The 26362-nt window shown below is 42.7% G+C and carries 25 protein-coding genes and 3 riboswitches; of the genes, 20 read left to right on the forward strand and 5 right to left on the reverse strand.

Annotated elements, in window-relative coordinates; all coding sequences use genetic code 11:
- The first annotated feature begins 33 nt into the window (after positions 1-33).
- Positions 34-1713 carry a glycoside hydrolase family 13 protein gene (locus tag ACZ9AO_RS15320; RefSeq protein WP_251540446.1) on the forward strand — a complete coding sequence of 560 codons (1680 nt, stop codon included), beginning with the start codon at positions 34-36 and terminating at the stop codon, positions 1711-1713.
- 49 nt (positions 1714-1762) lie between these two features.
- On the opposite strand, the gene ACZ9AO_RS15325 is transcribed toward ACZ9AO_RS15320, so the two are convergent.
- Both ACZ9AO_RS15325 and ACZ9AO_RS15330 read right to left on the reverse strand, forming a co-directional pair.
- Complete coding sequence (locus tag ACZ9AO_RS15325) at positions 1763-3214, reverse strand: amino acid permease (RefSeq protein WP_034310089.1); 1452 nt, start codon at positions 3212-3214, stop codon at positions 1763-1765.
- Positions 3215-3310: 96 nt separating this feature from the next.
- A riboswitch (Lysine riboswitch) is annotated at positions 3311-3495 on the reverse strand.
- Positions 3496-3752: 257 nt separating this feature from the next.
- The gene (locus ACZ9AO_RS15330) at positions 3753-4715 is read right to left on the reverse strand and encodes a LacI family DNA-binding transcriptional regulator (RefSeq protein ID WP_476109387.1); all 963 of its coding nucleotides are present in this window, start codon (positions 4713-4715) and stop codon (positions 3753-3755) included.
- A gap of 630 nt (positions 4716-5345) precedes the next feature.
- Here ACZ9AO_RS15330 and ACZ9AO_RS15335 point away from each other — a divergent pair.
- The 5 genes from ACZ9AO_RS15335 to ACZ9AO_RS15355 all read left to right on the forward strand — a co-directional run bounded on the left by ACZ9AO_RS15335 (position 5346) and on the right by ACZ9AO_RS15355 (position 10169).
- The gene (locus tag ACZ9AO_RS15335; RefSeq protein WP_476109388.1) at positions 5346-6269 is read left to right on the forward strand and encodes a metal ABC transporter solute-binding protein, Zn/Mn family; all 924 of its coding nucleotides are present in this window, start codon (positions 5346-5348) and stop codon (positions 6267-6269) included.
- A gap of 12 nt (positions 6270-6281) precedes the next feature.
- On the forward strand, positions 6282-7037 hold the full coding sequence (locus ACZ9AO_RS15340) for a metal ABC transporter ATP-binding protein (RefSeq protein WP_048688176.1): 756 nt from the start codon (positions 6282-6284) through the stop codon (positions 7035-7037).
- A 10-nt stretch (positions 7038-7047) separates the two neighbouring features.
- Positions 7048-7971, forward strand: coding sequence for a metal ABC transporter permease (locus tag ACZ9AO_RS15345; RefSeq protein ID WP_048688180.1), 924 nt, complete (start codon positions 7048-7050; stop codon positions 7969-7971).
- Positions 7968-8849 carry a metal ABC transporter permease gene (locus tag ACZ9AO_RS15350; protein ID WP_285856517.1) on the forward strand — a complete coding sequence of 294 codons (882 nt, stop codon included), beginning with the start codon at positions 7968-7970 and terminating at the stop codon, positions 8847-8849. Before ACZ9AO_RS15345 ends, ACZ9AO_RS15350 begins: the two co-directional genes overlap by 4 nt.
- A gap of 147 nt (positions 8850-8996) precedes the next feature.
- Positions 8997-10169, forward strand: coding sequence for an FtsW/RodA/SpoVE family cell cycle protein (locus tag ACZ9AO_RS15355; RefSeq protein ID WP_048688186.1), 1173 nt, complete (start codon positions 8997-8999; stop codon positions 10167-10169).
- Positions 10170-10251: 82 nt separating this feature from the next.
- Here the strand turns inward: ACZ9AO_RS15355 and ACZ9AO_RS15360 are convergent, their stop codons facing one another.
- Positions 10252-10587, reverse strand: a complete 336-nt coding sequence (locus ACZ9AO_RS15360) for a spore coat protein (protein WP_048688189.1) — start codon at positions 10585-10587, stop codon at positions 10252-10254.
- Between the two features lie 13 nt (positions 10588-10600).
- On the reverse strand, positions 10601-10879 hold the full coding sequence (locus ACZ9AO_RS15365; protein ID WP_034310108.1) for a hypothetical protein: 279 nt from the start codon (positions 10877-10879) through the stop codon (positions 10601-10603).
- Positions 10880-11027: 148 nt separating this feature from the next.
- On the opposite strand from ACZ9AO_RS15365, the gene ACZ9AO_RS15370 reads away from it, so the two are divergent.
- On the forward strand, positions 11028-11945 hold the full coding sequence (locus ACZ9AO_RS15370; RefSeq protein WP_476109389.1) for a proline dehydrogenase family protein: 918 nt from the start codon (positions 11028-11030) through the stop codon (positions 11943-11945).
- A 49-nt stretch (positions 11946-11994) separates the two neighbouring features.
- Here ACZ9AO_RS15370 and ACZ9AO_RS15375 read toward each other — a convergent pair whose 3' ends face one another.
- The gene (locus tag ACZ9AO_RS15375) at positions 11995-12129 is read right to left on the reverse strand and encodes a YuzL family protein (protein WP_072273724.1); all 135 of its coding nucleotides are present in this window, start codon (positions 12127-12129) and stop codon (positions 11995-11997) included.
- A gap of 208 nt (positions 12130-12337) precedes the next feature.
- On the opposite strand from ACZ9AO_RS15375, the gene ACZ9AO_RS15380 reads away from it, so the two are divergent.
- From ACZ9AO_RS15380 to sufC, 13 genes are all read left to right on the forward strand, one after another.
- Entirely contained in the window at positions 12338-14722 is a 2385-nt protein-coding gene (locus tag ACZ9AO_RS15380; protein WP_251540438.1) for a 3-hydroxyacyl-CoA dehydrogenase/enoyl-CoA hydratase family protein, read from the forward strand.
- Positions 14723-14793: 71 nt separating this feature from the next.
- A complete protein-coding gene (locus tag ACZ9AO_RS15385) occupies positions 14794-15972 on the forward strand; it encodes an acetyl-CoA C-acetyltransferase (RefSeq protein ID WP_251540426.1) in 1179 nt (392 codons plus the stop codon).
- A 69-nt stretch (positions 15973-16041) separates the two neighbouring features.
- Entirely contained in the window at positions 16042-17829 is a 1788-nt protein-coding gene (locus ACZ9AO_RS15390) for an acyl-CoA dehydrogenase family protein (protein WP_476109390.1), read from the forward strand.
- 141 nt (positions 17830-17970) lie between these two features.
- On the forward strand, positions 17971-18327 hold the full coding sequence (locus tag ACZ9AO_RS15395) for an arsenate reductase family protein (protein ID WP_034310119.1): 357 nt from the start codon (positions 17971-17973) through the stop codon (positions 18325-18327).
- Positions 18328-18422: 95 nt separating this feature from the next.
- Positions 18423-18806: a glycine cleavage system protein GcvH gene (gene gcvH / locus ACZ9AO_RS15400; protein ID WP_053536759.1), complete on the forward strand. Its 384-nt coding sequence runs from the start codon at positions 18423-18425 to the stop codon at positions 18804-18806.
- 94 nt (positions 18807-18900) lie between these two features.
- Positions 18901-19266 (forward strand): toprim domain-containing protein, encoded by a 366-nt coding sequence (locus ACZ9AO_RS15405; protein ID WP_251540418.1) that lies wholly within the window; start codon positions 18901-18903, stop codon positions 19264-19266.
- Between the two features lie 3 nt (positions 19267-19269).
- Positions 19270-19578 (forward strand): thioredoxin family protein, encoded by a 309-nt coding sequence (locus tag ACZ9AO_RS15410; RefSeq protein WP_251540675.1) that lies wholly within the window; start codon positions 19270-19272, stop codon positions 19576-19578.
- A 144-nt stretch (positions 19579-19722) separates the two neighbouring features.
- Positions 19723-19830, forward strand: a riboswitch (SAM riboswitch).
- A gap of 100 nt (positions 19831-19930) precedes the next feature.
- A complete protein-coding gene (locus tag ACZ9AO_RS15415; RefSeq protein WP_406593109.1) occupies positions 19931-21241 on the forward strand; it encodes an O-acetylhomoserine aminocarboxypropyltransferase/cysteine synthase family protein in 1311 nt (436 codons plus the stop codon).
- Between the two features lie 117 nt (positions 21242-21358).
- A riboswitch (SAM riboswitch) is annotated at positions 21359-21471 on the forward strand.
- 153 nt (positions 21472-21624) lie between these two features.
- Positions 21625-22659: a methionine ABC transporter ATP-binding protein gene (locus tag ACZ9AO_RS15420; RefSeq protein ID WP_048688213.1), complete on the forward strand. Its 1035-nt coding sequence runs from the start codon at positions 21625-21627 to the stop codon at positions 22657-22659.
- A complete protein-coding gene (locus tag ACZ9AO_RS15425) occupies positions 22652-23320 on the forward strand; it encodes a methionine ABC transporter permease (RefSeq protein WP_476109391.1) in 669 nt (222 codons plus the stop codon). Before ACZ9AO_RS15420 ends, ACZ9AO_RS15425 begins: the two co-directional genes overlap by 8 nt.
- Positions 23321-23335: 15 nt before the next feature.
- Positions 23336-24172, forward strand: coding sequence for a MetQ/NlpA family ABC transporter substrate-binding protein (locus tag ACZ9AO_RS15430; protein WP_476109392.1), 837 nt, complete (start codon positions 23336-23338; stop codon positions 24170-24172).
- 810 nt (positions 24173-24982) lie between these two features.
- Entirely contained in the window at positions 24983-25123 is a 141-nt protein-coding gene (locus tag ACZ9AO_RS15435; RefSeq protein ID WP_476109393.1) for a YuzK family famiily protein, read from the forward strand.
- Between the two features lie 451 nt (positions 25124-25574).
- Positions 25575-26360, forward strand: a complete 786-nt coding sequence (gene sufC / locus ACZ9AO_RS15440; protein WP_034310141.1) for a Fe-S cluster assembly ATPase SufC — start codon at positions 25575-25577, stop codon at positions 26358-26360.
- Positions 26361-26362 lie beyond the last annotated feature (2 nt).

Here is a 26362-nt window from a genome sequence, read left to right on the forward strand (position 1 = left end):
TTGTGTCAATGCGGCTAAAAAAGGGGGAAAAGCATGGACAAAGCATGGTGGAAAGAGGCAGTTGTGTATCAAGTGTATCCAAGGAGTTTTATGGATAGTGATGGCGATGGTATTGGTGATATAAACGGGATTTTGATGAAGCTAGATTATTTACAAGAGCTAGGTGTGAACGTGATATGGCTATCCCCAGTTTATCAATCTCCCAATGATGACAATGGGTACGATATCAGTGATTATAAAGCAATCATGACTGAATTCGGGACCATGGCCGATTTCGATAGGTTGTTAAAGGCCGTTCATGAACGTGGAATGAAGATCATGATGGACCTGGTGGTCAATCATTCTTCAGATGAACATCCATGGTTCGAGGAATCCAGATCCTCAAAAGACAATCCGAAACGTGATTACTATATTTGGAAACCTGGCAGGAATGGGAAAGAGCCAAATAATTGGGAGTCGATTTTTAAAGGTTCAGCATGGGAATATGATGAAGCAACCGATGAATATTATTTACATTTATTCAGCAGGAAACAACCGGATTTAAACTGGGAGAACCCTAAGCTCCGTGAAGAAGTTTACAGCATCATGACTTGGTGGCTGGATAAGGGTGTCGATGGCTTCCGGATGGATGTCATCAACTTCCTTTCAAAAGATCAAAGCTATTCAGATGGAGCCGTTCATCATGAGAAGCAGTATGGTGATGGAAGCCCCTTTTTCCTGAATGGACCGCGCATACATGAGTTTCTGCAGGAAATCAATCAACGGGCACTTTCTGGACATGACGTGATTACGGTTGGGGAAATGCCAGGCGTCACGCCGGAGGAAGCGCAATTGTTCACAGGTAAAGATCGTGGTGAGCTACATATGGTCTTTCAATTCGAACATATGGATTTGGGGAGGGGACCAGAAGGGAAATGGAGTAACGATAAATGGAAGCTAACCGATTTAAAGCGAATCCTCTCTAAGTGGCAGACTGGTTTGGAGGGGGATGGCTGGAACAGTTTATACTGGAACAACCATGATCAGCCCCGGGTTGTCTCAAGGTTTGGTAATGATGGAAAGTATCGTATTGAAAGCGCAAAGATGCTTGCCGCTTGTCTTCATATGCTGCAAGGTACACCTTATATATATCAAGGGGAAGAGCTGGGAATGACCAATGTTGCATTTGAAAGCATCGATGAATACCGGGATATAGAAACATTGAATTCATATGACGAACTCGTCCATTCTCATGGCTGGTCAAAAGAGCGGATGATGTCAGCCATCCACGCCCACAGCCGGGATAATGCGAGGACACCTATTCAGTGGAATGACTCCCGGAACGCAGGATTCACGAAAGGGACCCCTTGGATTAAGGTTAATCCCAATTTTCCCGAGATTAATGCAGAAAAGGCTTACAATGATCCGAATTCCATTTTTCACTTTTATAAAAAGCTTATCCAACTGCGCAAGGAACATGATATCGTCGTTTATGGCCGTTTTGAACTGCTGTTGCCGGATGATGAACGAATATTTGCCTACACGAGATCGTTTGAGGAAGAACAGCTGTTGGTGCTATGCAACTTTAAAGAAGAGCAGGCCTCTTATACTTTGCCTGAAGAGCTGCATGCATATTCTGCCACAAAGCTGATCGGCAATTATGATCAGGAGGAAGAAGGAGTCTCCAGCAAACCCCTGCAACCATATGAATGCCGTGTTTATCATTTGAAATGAAAAAAGGACCTGTTCTTCTCCGGTTAGGGAAGAACAGGTCCTTTGCGTATTATTTTGATTTAAGGTCACATTCCTCAAGCGGAATGATTTTTGTTTTATGCTTAATTTTATAGCCGAACCATAGGACGAAAAATAGAATCAAGCCAATGTAGGAAACGAACATTGAATTCCAGTCGATCCCATCGCTGCTGAAAGCCTGATAGCCTTGTCCGATGATAATGATAATACAAAGGACAAGTGCGAATATAGGTCCGAATGGGAAGCCTTTTGCCCGGAATGGTAAAGCATTCATATCAAGGCCTTGAGCTGCGTAAGCTTTGCGGAACCGATAATGGGCAATCGCAATCCCTACCCAGGTGACGAATCCTGCCATGCCGGAAGCGTTCAATAACCAGATATAAACGACGCCATCCCCGAAAAATGAAGCTAAGAATGCAACGCAGCCAACTAAAGAAGTCACGATAAGTGCATTCACGGGCACTCCTCTTTTATCTAACTTACCTAGGAATTTCGGTGCTTTCCCATCACGTGCCAAGTCCCATAGCATACGCGTTGAAGCGTACATGCCAGAGTTACCTGCAGAGAGTACGGATGATAAAATGATCGCGTTCATGATGGATGCAGCAAATGCAAGGCCGGCACGTTCAAATACAAGCGTGAATGGACTTACGGCAACATCTTGACTCAATAAACGTGAATCCGTAAACGGAATGATCATTCCAATAACGAAAATTGCAAGGATATAGAACAAGAGGATGCGCCAGAAAACGGATCTGATTGCTTTAGGAATATTTTTTTCTGGGTCCTCACTTTCACCAGCAGTCACTCCAAGCAATTCCGTTCCTTGGAATGAAAAGCCAGCAGCCATGAATACGCCTAGAATCGTGAAGAACCCTCCGTTAAAGGGACCTTCGCCCATTGTGAAATTGGAAAAACCAATTGGGTCATTCCCACCCATGATTCCGAGAATGATCAGAACACCCGTAATCAAGAAAATGACGACTGTCACGACCTTGATCATGGCAAACCAGAATTCTGTTTCCCCGAAACCTTTAACTGACATGTAATTGATAAGAAACATAGTGATTAACGCAATGGCACTCCAGATAAATGAAGGGCTATCCGGGAACCAGAACTTCATAATTAAGACAACGGCAGCCAATTCGGCGGCAATAGTGATTGCCCAGTTATACCAGTAGTTCCAACCAATCGCAAAACCGAAAGACGGATCGACGAATTTGGATGCATAGACACGGAACGAACCGGCCACTGGCATGAAAGCCGCCATTTCTGCAAGACTTGTCATTAAGTAATAAACCATGATGCCGATGACCGCGTATGCCACCAAGGCACCGCCGGGACCGGCTGAATGAATGGCACCGCCACTTGCTAAAAATAAACCTGTTCCAATCGTTCCGCCTAATGAAATCATCATTAAATGACGCGCTTTCAGGCTCCTTTTCAGTTCAGTAGGGCTTGTTGGTGATTGTGAATTTGACAATTGATGTTACACTCCTTTTTATTGGAAGGGAACGAAAAATAAAAAAACAGCAGTCGAAAAAGATCGACGGCTGTTTATAATAAACCCGTTTATCCTTCCGAAGATAGCTCCCCACGCTTTTTGAAAAAACGTGACAGTGGTGTTCCTGTTCGGTAACACCGCCAGCAAGAATATACATGGAATATACCCTAACTTCGGCAACTTATCCTTTCAAACGGAGTCTTTAATTTTCCAGAATCTCGTCCGCTTTACTTTTATAAGCTGCAGCCTCTAACTCATCGGTAAATGAGGAAGTATTCAATTTTCTAAAATCGTTGGCGTCAGTTTGTAGGTGACGTCGGACGATTTTACTCATGAAATTCATGCAATCGCGAATAGATTGCTAGTAATTGAGTAAACTTTACTATATCAAAATTATAAAATAACTTCTGGGATATCGCAATGATTATTTTATGTGGTTATTTTTTCCTAGTTAATGAATGATGGCAGGAAGGAAGAATCAAGTGACGATATACTAAAATATAGCACATCCTGATAACTAAACGGTTTTCCGTTTTATTAGGGCATAGTCCAGTTTTACATGTTTGACCTCTTCAGGATTCTCAAAGAGATCCACTGCCATTTTCCCGATCCATTCCAGCGGTAAGGAAATGGTCGTGATGTCGAGCATTTCGCCAAGGCTATCATTATTGAAGCCGAGAATGGCCACATCTTCCGGTATCCTTATACCCGATTTCTTAGCGGTAAGAATGAAGCCCGCCGCCGTGTCATCATTCGTGATGATGATGGCTTCAGGTTTATCCATCATCGAATTCCATTCCTGAAACAATTGTTCACCGTCTTTGATGTGATAACTGCCTTCAAACAGCCATGCTTTATTGTTTATCAGTTGATGTTTACTCATGATATCGTTAAAGGCCTTTGTACGATGGGAACTGTTTCTGCTCTTTTTACGGCCAAGGCTGTATCCGATTTTCTTATATCCTTTAGCAATCACGTACTCAAGGGCACAGGAGAAAGCTGCATAATGATCAATGCTGATGGATGAGAATTCAGCCTGGGCGGTATCTTCACATAAAATAATCGGTCCGTATTTTTGATAATCCAAGAGGATTTTCATTTCCGAAATCCTTGAACAAACGATAATGCCATCGAGCTGCTTCATTTGCAGCATATTAAAAGCCTGGATCTCTTTCTCCCTGTCATAATTTGTTTGAAAGATGACGATATGACAGCCAATTGCATTTGCCTGTTTTGTGATTCCGTTAACGATTGCCCCGTAATATGGGTGATTGTTGAATGGGATGATGACGCCGATAAGGTTGGTTTTCCCTTTTGATAGATGAATGGCGTTGATGTTTCTCGTATAATTCAAACGATTGATTGCTTCTAAGACGCTCTTTCTTTTATCGGGGCTTACATATGGATGATCATTCAATACACGAGACACTGTTGAGACAGATACACCAGCACATTGAGCTATTTTTTTAATATTTGTCATGGTATCACCGTTTTTCTTTTTTTATATTGTACAGTATGAAACCCATTTCAGGGCAAGGGAACAGTGTGGGACTGCTGAAGATTTCTTCAAATAAGGTCTTGTTATGGTATTGGTTTCATCCTTTAAGATTGGTCTAAGTCTTAGAGGAGGAGGAAATCATGATGTTCCAAACTTTAATCACCCTGTTTGTGCTTTGCGGAATCGAATTGGGATTTGCGTACTTGGCCATTTCCTTGAAACAGGAGAAATGAGTGGCAATGCCCGTCAAGAAGTCCGCGGCTTTATGCGTGGAAACCGCGTTTACTCGTGAATTTCACGTCGTCCAGAAATAGCTCCCCTAGTTATGTTCACCAGTAAAACTCCACAATATAAATATAATTTCATCATACGGAATGACTGACTGTCAGGAAGCTGCTAGTGGGGCTTCCTGACAGTTTTTGCTGTGTGTAAAAGTCATTTGCCTTTTTGAAATGTTTAAAAATAGTTGCACTTTTTTTGTATATTTGTGTATAGTATAAAATAAGTTGTGTAGAGGAAACTTTTTAGCATTTACGACAATGTAAAAAAATTTACACTTAGTTTTGCACATGGCAAACTATTTTAGAAAGATGAAAAAGGGAGGGAATATGGATGGGTTTTCTTAAATCTATTGGAGGCGTGCTTGCTGCATTGCTGGTTTTAACGGGGTGCGGCAATGATACGGCCGAAAGCGATAATGGCAATGGCAAGCTGGATGTCGTTACAACAACGGGAATGATTGGAGATTTGGTTGAGAATATCGGCGGTAAACATGTCGAGGTCACAAGTTTAATGGGACCGGGAGTCGACCCCCATCTATATAAAGCGACGCAGGGTGATGTGAAGACACTGGATTCGGCTGATATGATTTTTTATAACGGATTGCATCTTGAAGGGAAAATGACGGATATATTTGAAATGATGAGCAAGGATAAACCGACGATTGCCGTAACGGAAGACTTCAAGGAGAACCAACTTCGCAAAGTGGGTGAAAAGGAGCATGATCCCCACGTATGGTTTGATGTAAAGCTTTGGATCGTTGCGGCGGAGGCAGTTAAGAAAGAATTGATTGCCAAGGACCCGGATCATGAAGCGGAGTATCGTGAAAATTATGAGGAATACGTTCTGCAATTGGAGGAACTTGATAAGTATGTCCATGAGGAAATCAATAAAGTACCTGAAGACCAACGGGTGCTCGTTACAGCACATGATGCTTTTGGGTACTACGGGGAGTCATATGGCCTGGACGTAAGAGGGCTCCAAGGGATCAATACATTATCGGAATATGGATCAAAAGATGTGACGGATATGCGGAACTATCTTGTGGAGAACAAAATAAAAGCGATTTTCATAGAGTCAAGCGTACCGAGGAAGGCTATCGAGGCTGTCATTCAAGGAGCAGGTAAGCAGGGCCACAAAGTGGAAATCGGCGGTGAATTGTTCTCGGATGCCATGGGTGAAAGAGGGACGGAAGAAGGAACGTATATCGGAATGGTCCGTCATAATACGGACACCATCGTCCGTGCTTTGAAATAGGGGGGAGAAACTATGAATCAAGCAGCTTTGAAGGTCGAGAATTTAACGATTGCTTATCATAAGAAGCCAGTTGTCGAAGATGTCTCATTTGAGGTGCCGGAAGGGAATTTAATCGGTATCATAGGCCCCAATGGAGCAGGGAAGTCCACTTTGATAAAGGGGATACTCGAATTGATCCCAAAAATATCGGGGCACATCACGATAAAGGGCTCTACTTATAAATCGATGAGGAAGAGTATCGGCTATGTACCACAGCGGGAGTCAGTGGATTGGGATTTTCCGACCAACGCACTTGATGTCGTGATGATGGGCAGATATGGTCATCTCGGATGGCTGAGGCGACCAGGGAAGTCCGAAAGGCAGAAGGGGATGGAGTGCCTGGAGAAGGTGGGGATGGCTGAATACGCAAACCGCCAGATCAGCCAGCTATCAGGCGGACAGCAGCAACGGATATTCCTGGCCCGTGCATTGGCACAGGAAGCGGATATTTATTTTATGGATGAACCGTTCGTAGGGGTGGATGCCGCAACAGAGAAAGCGATCATACAATTGCTGATGGAATTGAAGGAAAAAGGCAAAACCGTTCTGGTTGTGCACCATGACCTATCCACCGTGAAGGAATATTTCGACTGGACGATGTTATTGAATAAGAAGGTGATGAAAATAGGTCCGACAGATGAAGTGTTCATTCCCGAATACCTACAGGCAACATATGGAGGCCGCCTAGCGATACTATCAGACACAAAGTCCGGCCTTTTATTAAAATGAGGTGTACACGATGAATATAATGGACATTATCACCGATCCAAATACAAGGTGGATATTGCTTGGCACGATGTTCCTCGGATTAAGCAGCGGGGTCATCGGCAGCTTTGCCTACCTCAGAAAGCAGTCTTTGCTTGGCGACACGCTCGCACATGCAGCGTTACCCGGTATCTGTGTCGCCTTCATGTTAACTGGAGTGAAATCCACTTCCTACTTTTTGATAGGTGCCGCCCTGGCTGGCTTAGTCGCTGTCTTCTTGATCAGTGTGCTTACGAGATACAGTAAGATCAAGCAGGATGCGGCCTTGGGAATCGTCTTATCCTCTTTCTTTGGTTTCGGAATTGTGATGCTTACGCAAATCCAGCAGAGCGAGTATGGGAACCAGAGTGGATTGGATACCTTTTTATTCGGACAGACGGCGTCAATGGTCATGTCCGATGTATATATGATGATGACGGTTTCCTTTATTCTCATTTTCACTTGTACCGTATTTTTTAAAGAATTCAAATTACTGTCCTTTGATCCCGGGTTTGCTAAGGGAATGGGATTGCCGGTTGTTTTTCTGGATTATTTCATCATGATGCTGATCGTGGCAGCTGTAGTGATCGGTATCCAGGCTGTAGGCGTCGTATTGATGGCATCTTTACTGATAACACCTGCGGTATCCGCGAGATATTGGACGGAGCGCCTGCATATCATGGTCATCCTGTCTGGTATATTCGGAATGTTGAGCGGTGTGTCTGGAACGTTGATCAGTACATCTGTCAATGATTTGCCGACAGGACCGTTAATTGTCTTATCCGCGACGGTATGGTTTTTCTTTTCCATGCTTTTTGCACCTAAACGCGGAGTGCTTTCATCTATATGGAGAAGGGTTTCGACGAAAAAGAAATATTCTCTCGAAAAGGATAGAAGGAAAGGGAGCCACTCATCATGAATGATTTTTGGATTATCTTAGTCGGAGCATTAGTGGCGGGTTCTTGCAGTGTATTAGGGTGTTTTTTGATAGTCAGGAAAATGACGTTGATTGGGGATGCAATCAGTCATTCCGTTTTGCCGGGAATCGTATTGGCATTTTTAATAACCGGAACCCGTGATTCGGTTCCAATGCTGATCGGGGCTGCAGCGCTCGGCTTGCTTACCGTATTCTTGATCCAGCTTTTCCAATCGTCGGGCGTTCAATCCGACGCTGCGATCGGGATTGTATTCACTTCCCTTTTTGCAACGGGGATCGTACTTGTGAGCTTGTACACGCAACAAATAGATTTTGACCTGGAACATGTCCTTTATGGGGAAATAGCCTATACTCCGTGGAACACGATGACAATCGCGGGAATCGAGGCTGGACCAAAAGCTGTTTGGATAGTCGGCAGTTGTTTTATCCTGAACCTCATACTGATTTTCCTTTTCTTCAAACAGTTTAAACTCGTTTCTTTTGATCCAGCACTTGCTGCCGCGATGGGAATTCCTGTACTGTTCTTTCATTACTTATTGATGAGCCTCATTTCACTGACAACTGTTGCTTCTTTTGATAGTGTAGGTTCCATTTTAGTAGTTGGGATGCTCATCATACCTGCGGCAACGGCCTATCTGCTGTCAGACCGTTTAAGCCGCATGATATTGGTCAGTATTGGGGTCGGGGTGCTAAGTTCCGTCATCGGCTACTATTCAGCCACCATTTTGGATGCCTCGATATCAGGTTGCATGGTGGGTTCGGCCGCCATATTATTCGGATTGGCCTTTCTCTTTTCCCCGGGCAATGGATTGGTCAGCCTATTGCTGAAACGGAGAAAATCAAAGGAATCACATGCATAGCTCTCCATGCCTGCAGGCTTCATGGAAATAACTCCATGAGGCCTGTAAACTATTCTTCGATATAGTTGTGATTTTATTTGTTTAAAGTATAATGAATAAGTGTATTTATAGATGTATCGCAGGAGCCTTTTTAAGGGAGAGTTTAGTATGGAAGAACAAAATAAATTTTCATCTCGAATAGATTTTTCTTTGGTCACAATATTGCTGTTATTATGCGTTGGAAGTTGCCTGGCAATCTATAGTGCCCAAACGACTGGACAGTACGCTGAAAACTTCTTAATAAAACAAATTTTTTGGTATATAGTGGGAATTGGAATCGTATTAGGGTTCATCACACTGGATTCGGACCAGTTGAAAAAAATCTCTTGGTACGCTTATGGTTTCGGATTATTTTTACTTTTTTTACTGATCATTATGCCGGAAAGCATCGTTCCTGTCCGGAATGGTGCGAAAAGTTGGTTCATCATTCCGGGAATCGGTTCGATTCAGCCATCGGAATTCATGAAGGTTTTCCTGATCCTGGCTTTAGCGAATGTCATATCGAACCATCATCTCAAAAACACGCTGAAAACGATTCAAACGGATATCTGGCTGCTTATTAAAATCGGTCTTGTCACCGGTGCCCCTTTATTGTTAATCATGCAACAGCCGGATTTGGGCACCTCGCTTGTCATCATGTCAATCATGCTCGGAATGATTTTCATATCAGGGGTAACATGGAAGATCCTGCTGCCGATCGTTTCGGGAGGAATTGTCGTCGCGTCCACGGTCCTGTACTTTGTACTTTGGAAGCCGGAAATCCTGGAAAAATACCTAGGGGTAAAATCTTATCAATTCGGCCGTATCTATTCTTGGCTGGATCCATATAATTATGCCAGCTCCGAAGGGTATCACTTAACCAAATCCTTACTGGCCATAGGCTCCGGCCAGACCACAGGCAAGGGAATCGGTTCAAGGGAAGTGTATTTGCCCGAGAGTCATTCGGATTTCATTTTCAGCATCATCGGTGAAGAATTCGGCTTCATCGGATCAAGTATCATCATTTCCTTGTTTTTCCTATTGATTTACCACATAACAAAAACGGGAATGGACACGAAAAATAACTTCTATACATATATCTGTGTGGGCGTTATAAGCATGTTGACGTTCCACGTTTTTCAAAATATCGGCATGACTGTAGGCCTTTTGCCGATTACGGGGATTCCGCTTCCATTTGTCAGTTATGGAGGAAGCTCGCTCATGGGGAACATGATGGCGATGGGCTTAATATTCAGCATTCGGTATCACTATAAGAAGTATATGTTTTCTACGGATATCTAATAATAAAGCCGGCCCCCGATGGGCCGGCTTTATTTGTAGCAAAAAAACAAAAGGAGCAGAATCCACCCCCCTGAATGTTTGTTTATTGAATGTTCGTTCCAGATGGAAATTGATTTTTATATCCGGAAAATTGTTGATACGATTGGCCTAAGCTGGTAGCTTGCGCCTTTTCTAAACTATACCAGCCTTTTTCGAACATAAGGTTATAGAGTTCACGCTGCATCTCCTGATTTTCTTTGGAAATGGAGAAAATGTCTTGGAATAATGCTTGATTACTCATTTCATGCAGGGCAACGGAAAGGGAGTTGCAAAAGTACTTTTCAGTTGTGAGCATATCATTTATAAAATCCCTGTCATTCATTTGCGGTGTTTTTGCCACGGGAGATTCAGGATTTTGGACTTTGTTTTCATTGGGCATCAAGAACCCTCCTTTATTGATATTGTTGTTGACTCTGATTTTGGTCCGGGTTCAAATGTTTCAAAATGGTATCGTAATGGCGTTGATGCATGAGTCCGCACCGATTTAACGCATCAATGATTTGCGGGTCCTTACATTGTGTGGCAAAAAAATGTGCTTTTTTAACCGCATTCAGATTCCATGCAAGCATGTCAGTCAAGTATAAGCTATCTTTCACCGAAACCATCTCCGGCGGCTGTTTCATGAAGCCGGTCGACTGCTGTTGGCTATTAAACGAATTTTGCTGTTCCATCATTCTACCTCCTTATGTGTTCTTTAATCGGGCTTAATTTTCCCTTCATGAAATTTTTTATTCTTGATTCTAAATATCTGAAAAATGAATTAAATGGTAAAATAATCTTGTGCATCTATTTTCCAAAATGATTTGGAGGGGAATGCAGATGGAAAGGATTTTGAAAAATCTATTCCTTTTTTTATCAAAGAATAAAGCTATGAAACAGGCTGCGAAAAAATACGGGCTGCGGTTTGGTGCATGTCGCTTCGTGGCAGGAGAATCCTTGGATATGGCATGTGATGTGATTGCTGAACTTAACCGGAAGGGGCTTGCTGTCACCATTGATTATTTGGGTGAATTCATTGAAGATGAACAAGAAGCAGGGAAGATGGCAGAAGAGTGTATCGAAGCCATCCGGATGATTGGCACAAATGATCTGGATTCACAGTTATCCCTGAAGCTGACCTCGATGGGCTTGGATGTGTCCGAACAAGTCGTAATGAATAACATGCGGAGAATCTTGGATGAAGCTAGAGCCCATCGTGTTTTCGTGACGCTTGATATGGAAGATTTTCCGCGCTGTCAGCCGACTTTGGATGTATTCAAAACCCTGAAGTCTGAATATAATGAATTGGGGACTGTCATTCAAGCTTATCTGTATCGGACTGAGAGGGATATTGAAGAGCTGGATGCATACCATCCGAATTTAAGACTTGTTAAAGGGGCTTATAAAGAACCAAGGGACGTGGCTTTTCCCGAAAAAAAAGATGTGGATGAGAATTTCAAGAAAATCATCAAGAAGCATATGCAAAATGGAAATTACACAGCCGTTGCCACACATGATGATAAAATCATTGATTATACGAGGGACTTGGTCAAAGATCAGGGAATACCCCGGGATTCATTTGAATTTCAAATGTTATATGGCATCCGCACTGAAAGGCAGCTTGAACTTGTTAAAGAAGGATATAAGGTAAGGGTGTATGTTCCTTATGGTACGGATTGGTATGGATATTTCATGCGCCGCCTTGCGGAGAGGCCAGCCAATATTGCTTTCGTTTTAAAAGGCCTATTCAAGAAATAGGAAGCGAGAGCCGCCCCGGAAAAGGGACGGCTGCTCAAATCAAGAAGGATTATCTTTTGAACTGATTGTTTTGGCTGTTCACTTTATTGATTCCATGTTGACGTTCAGCGCCAGGGCCGGCATTGCCTTTAACACTTGCTGCGCTCACGGCTGCTTTAGAAGGATTATCTTTACGCTTCATTATATAAGTCACCTCCTGCCCGGTTATTTTTTACTGAACGGAGGAGAAATAACCGGAAGAACGCGGAGAAAAAAATATATTTTTTCCTGTTTAATCATTGCGGAATTTCCAAATATATTCTATATTAGTAATAAGAAAAAATATTCAAAATTTTTTTGAATTAAAAATGAATGAGCATTCATTCAATAAATTGTGTAAGGGGGATATAAACTTGGTTCGACAAATACGAAAGGCTGCTGTTCTAGGGTCAGGAGTTATGGGATCAGGGATTGCTGCACACCTTGCTAACATCGGCATTCCGACTTTATTATTGGATATTGTACCTCGTGAACTCACTGAGGATGAAAAGAAAAAGGGACTGACATTAGATAATAAACAAGTGCGTAACCGCATCAGCCAAACGGCGATTACGAAACTTTTAAAACAGAAACCAGCTCCGCTTTCGGCTAAGGGAAACATCGCGTTGATCGAGGCTGGAAACCTGGAAGATGATATAAGTCGTTTAAAGGATGTCGATTGGATCATCGAAGTGGTCGTTGAGAAGCTTGAGGTTAAGCAAAGTGTGTTCGCCCAGGTTGATCAGCATCGTAAACCAGGAAGCATCGTTTCTTCGAATACATCCGGAATTTCAATCGAAGCGATGGCAGAAGGACGTTCGGAGGACTTTCAAAAGCACTTCCTGGGAACTCACTTCTTCAATCCGCCGCGTTATCTTAAATTGTTGGAGATCATCCCTACTAAGGCAACTTCATCAGAAGTGCTCGAATATATGAAACGATTTGGCGAAGATGTTCTTGGAAAAGGTGTTGTCGAAGCCAAGGATACCCCAAACTTCATCGCAAACCGCATTGGAACTTATGGTTTATTGGTCACTTTGCGGGAAATGCAAAAAGGCGGATACAGTGTCGGTGAGGTCGATTCGGTTACAGGTCCGTTGATTGGAAGGGCAACTAGCGCCACTTTCCGGACACTTGATGTCGTTGGATTGGATACCTTTGCACATGTTGCCAGAAACGTTTATGACCAGGTGGACGGAGAAGAAAAAGAAGTTTTCAAGATACCTGATTTCATGAATGAAATGCTTAAGAATGGGTGGCTTGGAAGCAAGTCAGGACAAGGATTCTTCTTGAAAAAAGGCAAGGAAATCCTTGAACTGAATCCCGAAACCCTTGAATATGCTGCACGAAAAAGATTGAAAACGCCTTCCATCGAAATGGCTAAACAGGCCAAGGGCTTGGATAATAAAATGAAAGCGCTTGTTTATAGCGAAGACCGTGCCGGCCAATTACTATGGAATGTCCTGAATCCGGCGCTTGTGTATTCTGCCCAGCTGCTTGGGGACATCGCGGATGACATCGTGGCAATCGATCAAGCGATGAAATGGGGATTTGGATGGTCCACAGGCCCATTTGAAACCTGGGATGCGATAGGTGTAGAGAAATCGGCAGCCCGAATGGAAGCGGAAGGCATAACCGTCCCGCAATGGGTGAAGGATATGCTCGCTAAAGGCATCAAGTCATTCTATAAAGAAGAAAATGGCATAGTTCACTATTATGATAATGGTGAATATAAAGAGCTTGTCGAAAATCCTAAAGTGATCAATCTTAAAGCGATCAAGAAGCAAAAAGGCGTAATCAAGAAAAACAGTGGCGCAAGCTTGATCGATATCGGCGATGGAGTGGCTCTGCTTGAATTCACTTCGCCGAATAATGCAATCGGTCTGGATATCATACAAATGATCAATGCCGCGGTTGAAGAAGCGGAAACGAATTTTAAAGGCCTGGTCATCGGAAACCAAGGAAAGAATTTCTGTGTCGGCGCTAATATTGCAATGATGCTGATGGAAGCGCAGGATGACAATATTTTTGAACTCGATATGGTCATCAGCCAATTCCAACAGGCGATGCTAAAAATTAAGTACAGTGCAGTTCCTGTAGTGGTTGCCCCGTTTAATATGACACTTGGCGGGGGTGCTGAAGTGTCCCTTCCGGCAGCGCGCATCCAGGCAACGACTGAAACGTATATGGGACTAGTGGAACCTGGTGTCGGCTTGATCCCAGGCGGCGGCGGGACTAAAGAACTTTATGTGAAGACTTTGAGGAATATGCCGAAGGGCGTTGACTTCGACTTACAGAAAGTGGCCAACCAAGTATTTGAAACGGTCGCCATGGCAAAAGTTTCGACCTCAGCCGAGGAAGCGAGGGGGAATAATTTCCTTAATTCAGCTGATGGAATAAGCGTGAATGCGGATCATCAGCTATATGATGCGAAACAGGCGGTACTTTCCATGCATGAACAAGGCTATATCGCTCCAGCCCGCACAAAGATCCCTGTCGTAGGTGAAACTGGATATGCTGCACTGCTATTAGGGGCGGAATCCATGCGCCTTTCAGGCTTCTTATCAGAACATGACCTTGTCATAGCCAAAGAGCTGGCATACGTCCTGGCAGGAGGAAAACTCCCATTTGGCACGGAAGTTGATGAACAGTATATCTTGAACCTGGAAAAACAGGCATTCCTAAAACTGATTTCGACTCCGAAATCCCAGGCAAGGATGCAGCACATGCTCGTTAAAGGTAAACCACTCCGTAATTGATGAATAGATGAAGATATGGCCAAAACGTGATCGATAGATTGATAGCTTAAAAATGAGTAAGGGGGATCCTCATGAAAGAAGCGGTAATAGTAGCTGGAGCAAGGACTCCGGTAGGAAGAGCGAAAAAAGGTTCTCTTGCTAGTGTACGCCCTGATGATTTAGGGGCTCTTGTCGTAAAGGAAACGTTAAAGCGTGCAGGGAATTATGAAGGAGCGATAGATGACCTGATTATCGGTTGTGCAATGCCTGAAGCGGAACAAGGATTGAACATGGCGCGTAACATTGGGGCATTGGCAGGATTGCCTTATACAGTACCGGCCATAACGATTAATCGTTACTGTTCAAGCGGTCTCCAAAGTATTGCATATGGAGCGGAAAGGATCATGCTCGGCCAAAGTGATACAGTCATTGCAGGCGGAGCGGAATCCATGAGCCTTTTGCCAATGATGGGCCATGTAACACGTCCGAACGCGAGACTTGCGGAAACGGCACCGGAATATTATATGGGTATGGGTCACACTGCTGAAGCCGTTGCAAAAAAATACGGCATTTCCCGTGACGATCAAGATGCATTTTCTGTTAGAAGTCATCAGAAGGCGGCTAAGGCCATTGCAGAAGGAAAGTTTTCCGATGAAATCGTACCGGTTGACGTTACCCTTCGTTCAGTGGGACCAGATCTTAAGTTAAAGGAAAAATCATTTACTTTTACACAGGATGAGGGCGTTCGTCCAGGAACGACTGCTGAAGTGCTGAAAAAACTAAGACCTGCATTCTCCGTTACAGGATCCGTAACAGCAGGGAATTCATCACAGACGAGTGATGGTGCAGCCGCGGTCATGGTCATGGACGGGGAAAAGGCTTCTTCCTTAGGGATGAAACCCATGGGTAAGTTCCGTTCCTTTGCTGTAGCAGGAGTACCGCCTGAAATTATGGGCATCGGACCGATTGCAGCCATACCTAAAGCGTTGAAGCTAGCGGGTCTTGAATTATCGGATATTGGTTTATTTGAATTGAATGAAGCCTTTGCTTCCCAATCCATTCAAATCATTCGTGAGCTTGGATTGAATGAAGAGATTGTCAATGTAAATGGAGGAGCCATCGCTTTAGGCCATCCACTAGGATGTTCGGGAGCAAAATTGACATTAAGCCTGCTTCATGAAATGAAGCGCAGAAACCAACAGTTCGGAGTCGTGACAATGTGTATCGGCGGCGGGATGGGTGCTGCCGGAGTGTTTGAATTAATGGCGTAATCCGACCCCTTCCGGAAGCTGTCATGCTTCCGGCGGGATCACTATCTTAAACACATAGGAGGAAATAACATGTCCAATCAAACTACAGATAACCTCATTAAAGGCGGGGCCTTTTTAATAGAAGATATTACGTATGATCAAGTGTTTACACCGGAAGATTATTCTGATGAGCATAAAATGATTGCCAAAACTTCCGAGGAATTCGTAGTGAATGAAATTCTGCCGCAGGTTGAACATTTAGAAAACCATGAGTTTGAGCGTTCCGTTAAATTATTGAAGCATGCAGGTGAAATCGGTTTACTTGGGGCTGATGTTCCTGAGGAATACAGCGGATTGGGTCTCGATAAAATCAGTTCGGCATTGATTACGGAAAAAATGGCACTTGCAGGCGGTTTCGGAATTACGCATGGTGCACATGTAGGTATCGGCTCTTTGCCAATCGTATTATTCGGGAATGAAGACCAAAAGAAAAAATATCTTCCTGTACTGGCAACGGGTGAGAAGATTGCTGCGTATGCCTTAACGGAACCAAGCTCAGGTTCTGATGCCTTGGGAGCAAAAACGACAGCGAAATTGAATGCAGAAGGAACACACTATATTTTAAATGGCGAAAAACAATGGATTACAAATGCAGGTTTTGCAGATGTCTTCTGTGTATACGCCAAAATCGACGGTGAACAATTCTCCGCTTTCATTGTTGAGCGTGATTATAAAGGCGTATCAACTGGGGCTGAAGAAAAGAAAATGGGAATCAAAAGCTCATCTACACGCACTTTAATCCTCGAAGATGTTCATGTACCAGTCGAAAACCTTTTGGGTGTAGCCGGAAAAGGGCATGTCATCGCTTTCAATATCCTGAATATCGGCCGCTATAAATTAGGCGTCGGTGCTGTCGGCGGATCTAAACGTGCCCTTGAGATTACAGCTGCTTATACGAATCAACGTCAACAGTTCAAAACGAAAATTTCCGATTTTAACTTGACGAAAGAAAAACTTGCAACAATGGCAGCGAAAATTTATGCAGCAGAAAGCTCTGTATATCGTACGGTTGGACTTTATGATCAAAGACAAAGCAAATTGACGGATGAGCAAGTGAAAGATGGGAAATCAATGGCGGCTGCAATCGCTGAATACGCCATTGAATGTTCATTGAATAAATTCTTTGCTTCCGAAGTATTGGATTACGTTACGGACGAAGGCGTACAGCTTCATGGCGGTTATGGTTTCATGCAGGAGTATGAAATTGAAAAAGCATATCGCGATTCCCGTATTAATCGGATCTTTGAAGGTACAAATGAAATCAATAGATTGCTTGTCCCGGGAACATTCCTGAAGAAAGCACTTAAAGGGGAATTGCCGCTACTTCAAAAAGCTCAAGGCCTGCAAGAGGAATTAATGATGATGATGCCGGAAGAACCTGGCGATGAGCCACTGGCACAAGAAAAAATGCTTGTTAGGAACGCTAAGAAAATCGGTATTCTGGCAGCTGGGCTTGCGGCACAGAAATACGGCAAAGATCTTGATCAAGAACAAGAAATCCTCTCCAACATTGCTGATATCGCATCCCTTGCCTATGCAGCTGAATCCGTGGTATTGCGTACGGAAAAAGCAATTGCAGCTACAGGTCTGGAGAAGAACAAACAAAAAGTGCTTTACACTGAAATCTTCGTTCAGGAAGCTTTCAATGAAATAGAACAGCATGCAAAGGAAACGTTAATTGCGGTGGAAACAGGCGATACTCTCCGCATCATGCTTTCGTCGCTCCGTAAGCTGACAAGACACACTCCGATCAATGTCATTGCGAAAAAACGCGAAGCATCCGTCAAAGTAATCGAAACGGAAAAATATGCTCTTTAAGCAATGAGTCAGAATCCGTAAAGGGAATGCCCATAAAGGCATTCCCTTTATTTCCTTTGATGAAATCGCATTGGAAATTCAAAAGACATTTCGTTGTATTGCGTGGTAAAAACGGGTATTCTATTGATAGGTGGTGAAATGATGGGCTTAACATTATATTGGTACCCAAAATGCGGTACATGCCGTAATGCGAAGAAGTGGCTGGATAATCATGAACTGCAATATGAAGCGATCCATATAGCGGATAATCCCCCTTCGCGAACTGAAATAGAACAACTATATAAAAACAGCAATTTGGAGTTGAAGAAGTTTTTCAATACTAGCGGTCAAAAATATCGGGAGCTGGGCTTAAAGGATAAGCTGAAAGAAGCTTCTGAAGCAGAGATGCTTGATATATTGTCCACAGATGGCATGCTTCTGAAAAGGCCGATTGTTACGGATGGCACCAAAGTGACGGTAGGTTTCAAAGAAGAGCAATTCGAACAGGTTTGGAACTGAAATTTCACAAAATATTTGGTTAATTCCTTACTTAAACAAACAATCTACCTTATAATGGAATAGATAAAATAAGATGTACATATGGAGGGTTAATTATGACAACAACACCAAAAGAACTTCGTTACACTAAAGAACATGAATGGGTCAAAACGGAAGATGGAACAGTGCGCATTGGAATTACGGCATTCGCACAGTCCGAGCTTGGGGACATCGTATTCGTTGAGCTTCCGGAAATCGGCGATGAATTGAAAGCGAACGAACCATTTGGAAGTGTTGAATCCGTTAAGACCGTTTCTGAGCTTTATGCACCTATCAGTGGCAAGGTTGTTGAAGTAAACGAAGATTTAAGTGACAACCCTGAATATGTAAATGAGTCTCCTTATGAAAAGGCATGGATGGTCGTGCTTGAACCATCTAATGTCAGTGATATTGAAAACTTGATGAGCGCTGAAGAGTATGAGAGTTTAATCAACGGTTAAAAAGAAAGGAGAGGGGGGACTGAAAAGGCCTGCTCTCTTTTTCATTTGTACAGTGGGTGAGTTGCGCACATAATTCGTGAGATGGAGTGATGACATGGAGTGGGACGAATTCGATAAAGTGATCATTGTAGAAGGCAGTTCCGATAGAAGAAAAGTTGCCTCCGTTTTAAATGAAGATGTGGAAATAATATGTACGAATGGGACCATATCATTAACTAAGCTGGATGAATTAGTGGATGAATTGATGGACCGTGATGTTTATCTCCTTTTTGACGCAGATGAATCAGGAGAAAAGCTGCGGAAGCAGTTCCGAAGGGAAATGCCGGAAGCGAACCACCTGTATATTAATAAAATGTACAAAGAAGTGGAGAGCTCACCCGAACATCATATCGCAACTGTGCTCCTATCTGCCAATATGAATGTGAAAATGAAATTTCTAAGTCAAAGGGTGAACGACTAATTGATGCAAGAATGGAAAGAAGAAGAGTGTAAGCTTGCTGTTGGAAATGGGGAAACCTTTTGCTTATATTTATATACACCTTTATGCGGCACCTGTCAGGTGGCCTCCAAGATGCTGACGATATCCTTGGAGCTTTTTCCGGAATTGAAGGCAGGCAAAATGAATATGAACTATGTCCAAGCAATTGCCGAATCATATGAAATCGAAAGTGTTCCTTGCTTATTGCTTTTCAAAGAAGGGCAGCTGCACAAAAAAATATATGCCTTTCAATCCGTTCCTTATTTGTACGGATTGCTTAAGGAAATCAGCTAGGAAACCAATCAGAAACGCGGTTGGTTTTCTTTGTTGCTAACATTTGAATGAGAGAAGAAAAAAACAAAGAATATTCTAACAATTCATTGACTGATTTAATCTAAAATGCTATATTTTGAATAAAGTAATGGCAGAATTTAATAGTTCTTATCAAGAGTGGCGGAGGGACTGGCCCGACGAAGCCCGGCAACCGGTATAAATTTTTATATACGGTGCTAATTCCAGCAGAGTGTTGGCTCTGGTAGATGAGGTGTGTTCTTGAAACCTCTTCTTATTGAAGTGGTTTTTTTGTTTATAAAAAAGCCGGATTTCATATAATTCCAACTAAATCCATAGAAAAAGGTGAATTCATATGTCAGAGAAAAAGTTGCGCTTCGAAACATTGAGTGTTCATGGCGGTCTGCAAGCTGATGAAACAGGTGCCCGTGCCGTTCCTATCTACCAAAGCAATGCATACTTGTTCAAAGACACCGACCATGCAGCGAATTTATTTGGCCTAAAGGAGAATGGCTATATATATACACGGCTTCATAATCCCACGGTCAGTGTTTTTGAGGAAAGGATGGCCTTATTGGAAGGCGGTATCGGCGGATTGGCAACAGCAAGCGGAATGGCCGCCATCTCACTTTCAATCCTGAATATCGCTGCTGCAGGGGATGAGATTGTTTCTGCCTCTACATTATATGGCGGTACGTATAACCTTTTTGAAAATACTCTTCCTAAATATGGGATCAAAGTGAAGTTCGTTTCTCCCGATGATCCTGAAAACTTCAAAAGGGCGATTACGCCAAGAACTAAAGCCATTTTTGCTGAAACGATCGGAAATCCAAGTTTGAGGGTACTTGATATTGAAGCGGTAGCGGAAATCGCCCATGAAGCCGGCATACCTTTAATCATTGATAATACCTTCGCGACACCGTATCTTTGCAGACCGATTGATTTTGGAGCGGATATTGTCATCCATTCCGCTACAAAATGGCTTCTTGGAAATGGAACGACGCTAGGCGGTGTCATCGTGGATGGAGGGAAATTCGATTGGAACTCGCCAAACTACCCTGGCTTCACGGAGCCTGACCCAAGTTACGACGGTCTGGTATACGCCGAGGCAGTTGGACCTGCCGCATTCATAACGAAAGCCAGAGTCCAGTTGCTCCGTGATTTGGGTCCTGCACTAAGTGCCCAAAGTGCATTCCAGTTTACGCTTGGACTTGAAACGCTGCATGTAAGGATGAAAGAGCATCTATCGAACACCAAGTCTGTCATAAACTATTTAAAAAACCATCCTGCCGTGACCTGGGTTTCACATCCTGGTGATGAGGATCATCCCGATAAAGCCCTTGCGGATAAATATTTGCCAAAGGGAGCTGGATCTGTCGTGACATTTGGGATTCAAGGTAATCGCGAAGCTGGGGCAAAACTTATCAATTCGGTGGAATTATGGTCCCATGTGGCGAATGTAGGGGATGCGAAGAGCTTGATCATCCACCCAGCCAGTACGACCCATCAACAATTGAATGAGGCGGGTCTTGCGAAAGCGGGTGTAAGTGCCGATCAAGTCCGATTATCGATTGGGATTGAAAATGTAGAAGACTTAATAGAAGATTTGGAGCAGGCAATTGAAAAAGCGACGAACATCGTCTCCTTGACTTCCAAAACGCTTTAAGCAAAGTTCCTGTTCATTCTTGAACTAGAAATAATATACATTGCGCTCCTTTTTTATCTATGATAAAATTTCTCCATACTAAAGAACTTAATGATGTACAAATATTCTATATATTAGCTCTTATCAAGAGAGGTGGAGGGATGTGCCCGATGAAACCCGGCAACCGACAAGGAGATTTCCTTGGAAAGGTGCCAATTCACACAAAGTTTAATCACTTTGGAAGATGAGAGGAAGGCCTGTTTCTTCACCTGCCTTTCTGCTCATGCAGAAAGGTTTTTTCTATTTTAATTGGGAAAACTTTTACATGATAGGAGAAACAGACTAATAATGTAGAGAAATCAACTAAGTTCATAGGTTTTATTGGATAAAAGAGGTGAGGGTTAATGATAACATTGACGAAAGTCAGTAAGCTGTTCCGAACAGGAAAAGGAAACAGTGAGACGATCAAGGCTGTAAATAATGTGAATGTTGAAATAAATAAAGGCGAGATTTTCGGGATCATCGGTTACAGTGGAGCGGGGAAAAGTACTTTGATCAGAATGCTCAATGGATTGGAAACACCGACAGAGGGATCCGTTGTGGTGGCTGAAAAGGAAATTTCAAAAATTAAAGGGGCTCAGCTCCGTAAGGCCCGTCAAGAAATCAGCATGATTTTCCAACATTTCAATCTATTATGGTCAAGGACCGTTCAGGAGAATATATCTTTCCCGTTGGAAATTGCAGGAGTTTCTAAACCTGAACGCACCAAGCGTGTGAACGAATTGATCAAGTTAGTCGGACTTGAAGGCAGGGAAAAGGCCTATCCTTCGCAATTAAGCGGAGGGCAAAAGCAAAGGGTGGGAATAGCCAGGGCTCTGGCAAATGACCCTAAAGTGCTGCTGTGTGATGAAGCGACTTCTGCATTGGATCCGCAGACTACCGACTCCATACTCGAATTGCTTGTTGACATCAATCAGCGTTTGGGATTGACGATCGTCTTGATTACGCATGAAATGCATGTAATACGTAAAATCTGCCATCGCGTCGCCGTGATGGAAAGCGGGCAGGTTGTTGAACAAGGTCCTGTCCTGGATGTCTTCAAGAATCCTAAAGAACAAATGACGAAGCGTTTCGTCCAACAGGTAACGGAACCAGAAGAAACGAAAGAAACGATGGACCATTTGCTCGAACGCTATCCAGCAGGCAAAGTGATTCAATTGACCTTTGTAGGTGATCATGCAGAAAGCCCATTGATCACCAAGCTTGTACGTAACTTCGAGTTGGATGTCAATATCGTTCAAGGTAAGATATCCCAAACAAGAAGCGGTTCATATGGAACATTGTTTATCCATCTAGATGGCAAAGAGGATGAAATGCTCCGCGCAATCGAATTCATTAAAGCACAGCAGGTAGGCGTGGAGGTGATTACTCATGCTTGAAGAATTATTGCCGAATGTTGATTGGGAAGACATCATTGAAGCTACGAAAGAAACGCTTTACATGACAAGCGTCTCTGTAGTGGCAACCTTTTTTATAGGCATAATACTAGGATTGACCCTTTTCCTGACAGGGAAGGGTAATATGTGGCAAAACCGGGCTGTCAACGGAGTCATGAGTGCTGTCGTCAATATATTCCGTTCCATTCCATTTCTTATTTTGATCGTGCTGCTCATTCCTTTCACTAAAGCGCTTGTCGGTTCCATGATCGGTGAGAACGCTGCACTGCCGGCACTTATTATCGGTGCGGCCCCATTTTATGCGCGTATGGTTGAAATCGGACTTCGTGAAATCGATAAAGGTGTAATTGAAGCCGCTAAATCGATGGGGGCAAAAACGAGCACGATCATTTGGAAGGTCCTTCTTCCAGAGTCGATGCCTGCCCTTATTTCCGGGATTACGGTAACATCGATTGCATTGGTTGGATATACCGCGATGGCCGGGGTCATCGGCGCAGGCGGGCTTGGTAATCTAGCCTATTTGGACGGCTATCAAAGAAATCAAAATGACGTTACGCTTGTAGCGACGATCGTTATTCTAATTATCGTCTTCATAATTCAAATTATTGGAGATGTGATTACATCTAAATTGGACAAAAGATAAAGGGAGATGAATAGGATGAAAAAGTTTTTAGGATTTGCATTAATCTTAGTGTTATCTATCGCTTTGGCTGCTTGTGGAAGTGAAAAGGATAAAAGCGGCAGCGATACGGAAAAAGAATCGAAGAAAATAGTTGTAGGGGCATCCAATGTTCCACATGCAGAAATCCTTGAGGAAGCTAAACCGCTTCTTAAAGAAAAAGGAATCGATTTGGAAATTGAAACATTCCAGGACTATGTTTTACCAAATAAGGCGTTGAATGATAAGGAATTGGATGCTAACTACTTTCAACACATTCCATATTTAGAGGGGCAAATTAAAGAAAATGGATATGACTTCGTCAATGCTGGCGGAATCCATATCGAGCCGATTGCTCTATATTCAAAAAAATATGAAAGCATTGATAAACTTCCGGAAGGCGCAACAATTATTATGAGCAGCTCTGTTGCTGATCATGGACGCGCTTTATCCCTTTTGGAAAAGAATGGCCTGATCACTTTGAAAGAAGGCATCGATAAAACGACGGCTACAACAAAAGACATCGTTGAAAATAAGAAAAACCTTAAATTCGATGCCGATTATGAAGCGGCCCTGCTTCCTAAAATTTATGAGAGCGGCGAAGGCGATGCAGTCTTGATCAACTCCAACTATGCAATTGACGCCGGTTTGAATCCGCTTGAAGATTCGATTGCGATTGAAGATTCCGAATCACCTTATGTGAATGTCATTGCCGTAAACAAAGGTGACGAAAATAAAGAAGCAATCAAAGCGCTTGTAGAAGTATTGCATTCTAAAGAAATACAAGATTTCATTCTTAAAGAATACAAAGGTGCAGTTGTACCGGCGGATAAATAATTCGAGAATGGCGGCCTGATTTAATTCAGGTCGCAGTTTAAAAAGGTTTCGGAATGGTCTCATTCCGAAACCTTTTTGATTTTATAATGGATTTGAATCGATAATAGCTATTGAGTGCCGATGGGCATAGATAACAACCAAAACGCTCTTATTACACATAAGCATGGTTGCGGAATCTGCGTCAACAGCTTCAGGTTTTACAGCTTTCTTAATCACTTGTTCAATCAGAGGCACTTAATACGAGTATTTCCGGGTGTAACTATCGTCCCAACACAAATCCGTTACGGTCTGCTGACGCATAAATAAATAAGCGAGCTGGTTTGTCCATTCAGCTTTTACATAGTGCGTCGGTCATGATTTTTAGTTTGTCTACAGTTTTTTAGATTTTTAGGTTTTCAAAATTTGAACGTTACTTTCCACTTCAGGCACTCGCTTTCCGCGGGCGGTCCGGAAGCCTCCTCGGCGCTTTTGCGCCTGCGGGGTCTCCCTTGGCTCGCTTTCCCGCAGGAGTCTCGTACCTTCCGTTCCAATCCACTAAGACTAAACAATCAGATAGAATCACTTTCACCTACATTCTGTATTCCGTTCAATGCCGGTTAGGATTTCCATGATAAAGTGCCTCACTTCTCTAAGTTCGGATAATGATGATCCAGGTTGTTTCAGTCTGCGTCTTAATTTAATTCTTTTCATGTTTAATCAGGAAAGGAAAGGGTATAGAGATAATGAAGGAAAAAATGATACACAAATTTGAAAGGATGGTTCACTATCAATACTCTGGATCTAAATGTAACAAGCGAAATGGAAAAGGCGATGCAGTCTTCACATGGGATTGGCTACAGTGAGTACAGTAGAAACTTAGACCTCCGTATCGAGGTTGAGAAAGAACGGGATAGGGAACATGTAAAGTGCAACAAAATGGTCCACGACCTACAACGCAAAATTCACGGCTAAGCATATAAAAGAATTCTTTAAAAGATCGGTCTGTAGAGGTAAAATGGAAAGTGGTCCATAAAATAAGGGTTTCCTTATTGGATAAACTTACATAATACCTGACAGGCCGATTTTTTTCTTTTTAAAGCGGAACGTTCATACCTTGCAATCGAATTCTTTGAACATATAGTAATAAGGACGAAGATTTGCCGAATAATAAGATAATTTTAACAAAAGCTAAAATAAGTATGAATATGCAGTAAACAGGCCATATCTGTTAGTATTGTAAGAATTGGACAGGTTTTTAACATGGCAGAAGTGGAAACCTCTATCTATTTAGTTGATTCTAAATTGGATTTGTTATAAAATTGGAATGAGAATAAAGTGAGAATGCTTTTACGTAAATTATAGTAATGAAAGTAATCTTTACTTTCTGGTAATAAAATTGGAATTAGTTCACGGAGGTATTATTATGTCAGCTTCTACATTAACGGTTAAAGATCTTCACGTATCAATTGAAGGCAAAGAGATTTTAAAAGGGGTAAACCTTGAAGTTAAAGGTGGAGAAATCCATGCGATCATGGGACCAAATGGAACTGGTAAATCCACTTTATCATCAGCAATCATGGGTCACCCTAAATATGAGGTAACTAGCGGAAGCATCACATTCGATGGTGAAGATGTTTTGGAGATGGAAGTAGACGAGCGCGCTCGTGTCGGTCTATTCCTAGCTATGCAATATCCAAGTGAAATCAGCGGTGTTACAAACGCAGACTTCTTACGTTCTTCCATTAACGCACGCCGTGAAGAAGGCGATGAAATTTCATTAATGAAATTCATCCGTCAAATGGACCAAAAAATGGAATTCCTTGAAATGGATGAAGATATGGCGCAACGCTATTTGAATGAAGGTTTCTCAGGCGGAGAGAAAAAACGCAACGAGATTCTTCAATTAATGATGATCCAACCTAAAATTGCAATCTTGGATGAGATTGATTCAGGTCTAGATATCGATGCACTTAAAGTCGTTTCAAAAGGAATCAACGAAATGCGCGGAGAAGACTTTGGATGCTTGATCATCACTCACTACCAACGTCTATTAAATTACATCACTCCTGATTTTGTACATGTAATGATGCAAGGACGTGTCGTAAAATCAGGCGGTCCTGAACTTGCTGCCCGCTTGGAAGCGGAAGGTTATGACTGGATTAAACAAGAATTGGGCATTGAAGACGAAACTGTTGGCGAAGAAGCGTAAGT

This window comes from Peribacillus sp. TE19612 (genome assembly GCF_056279465.1).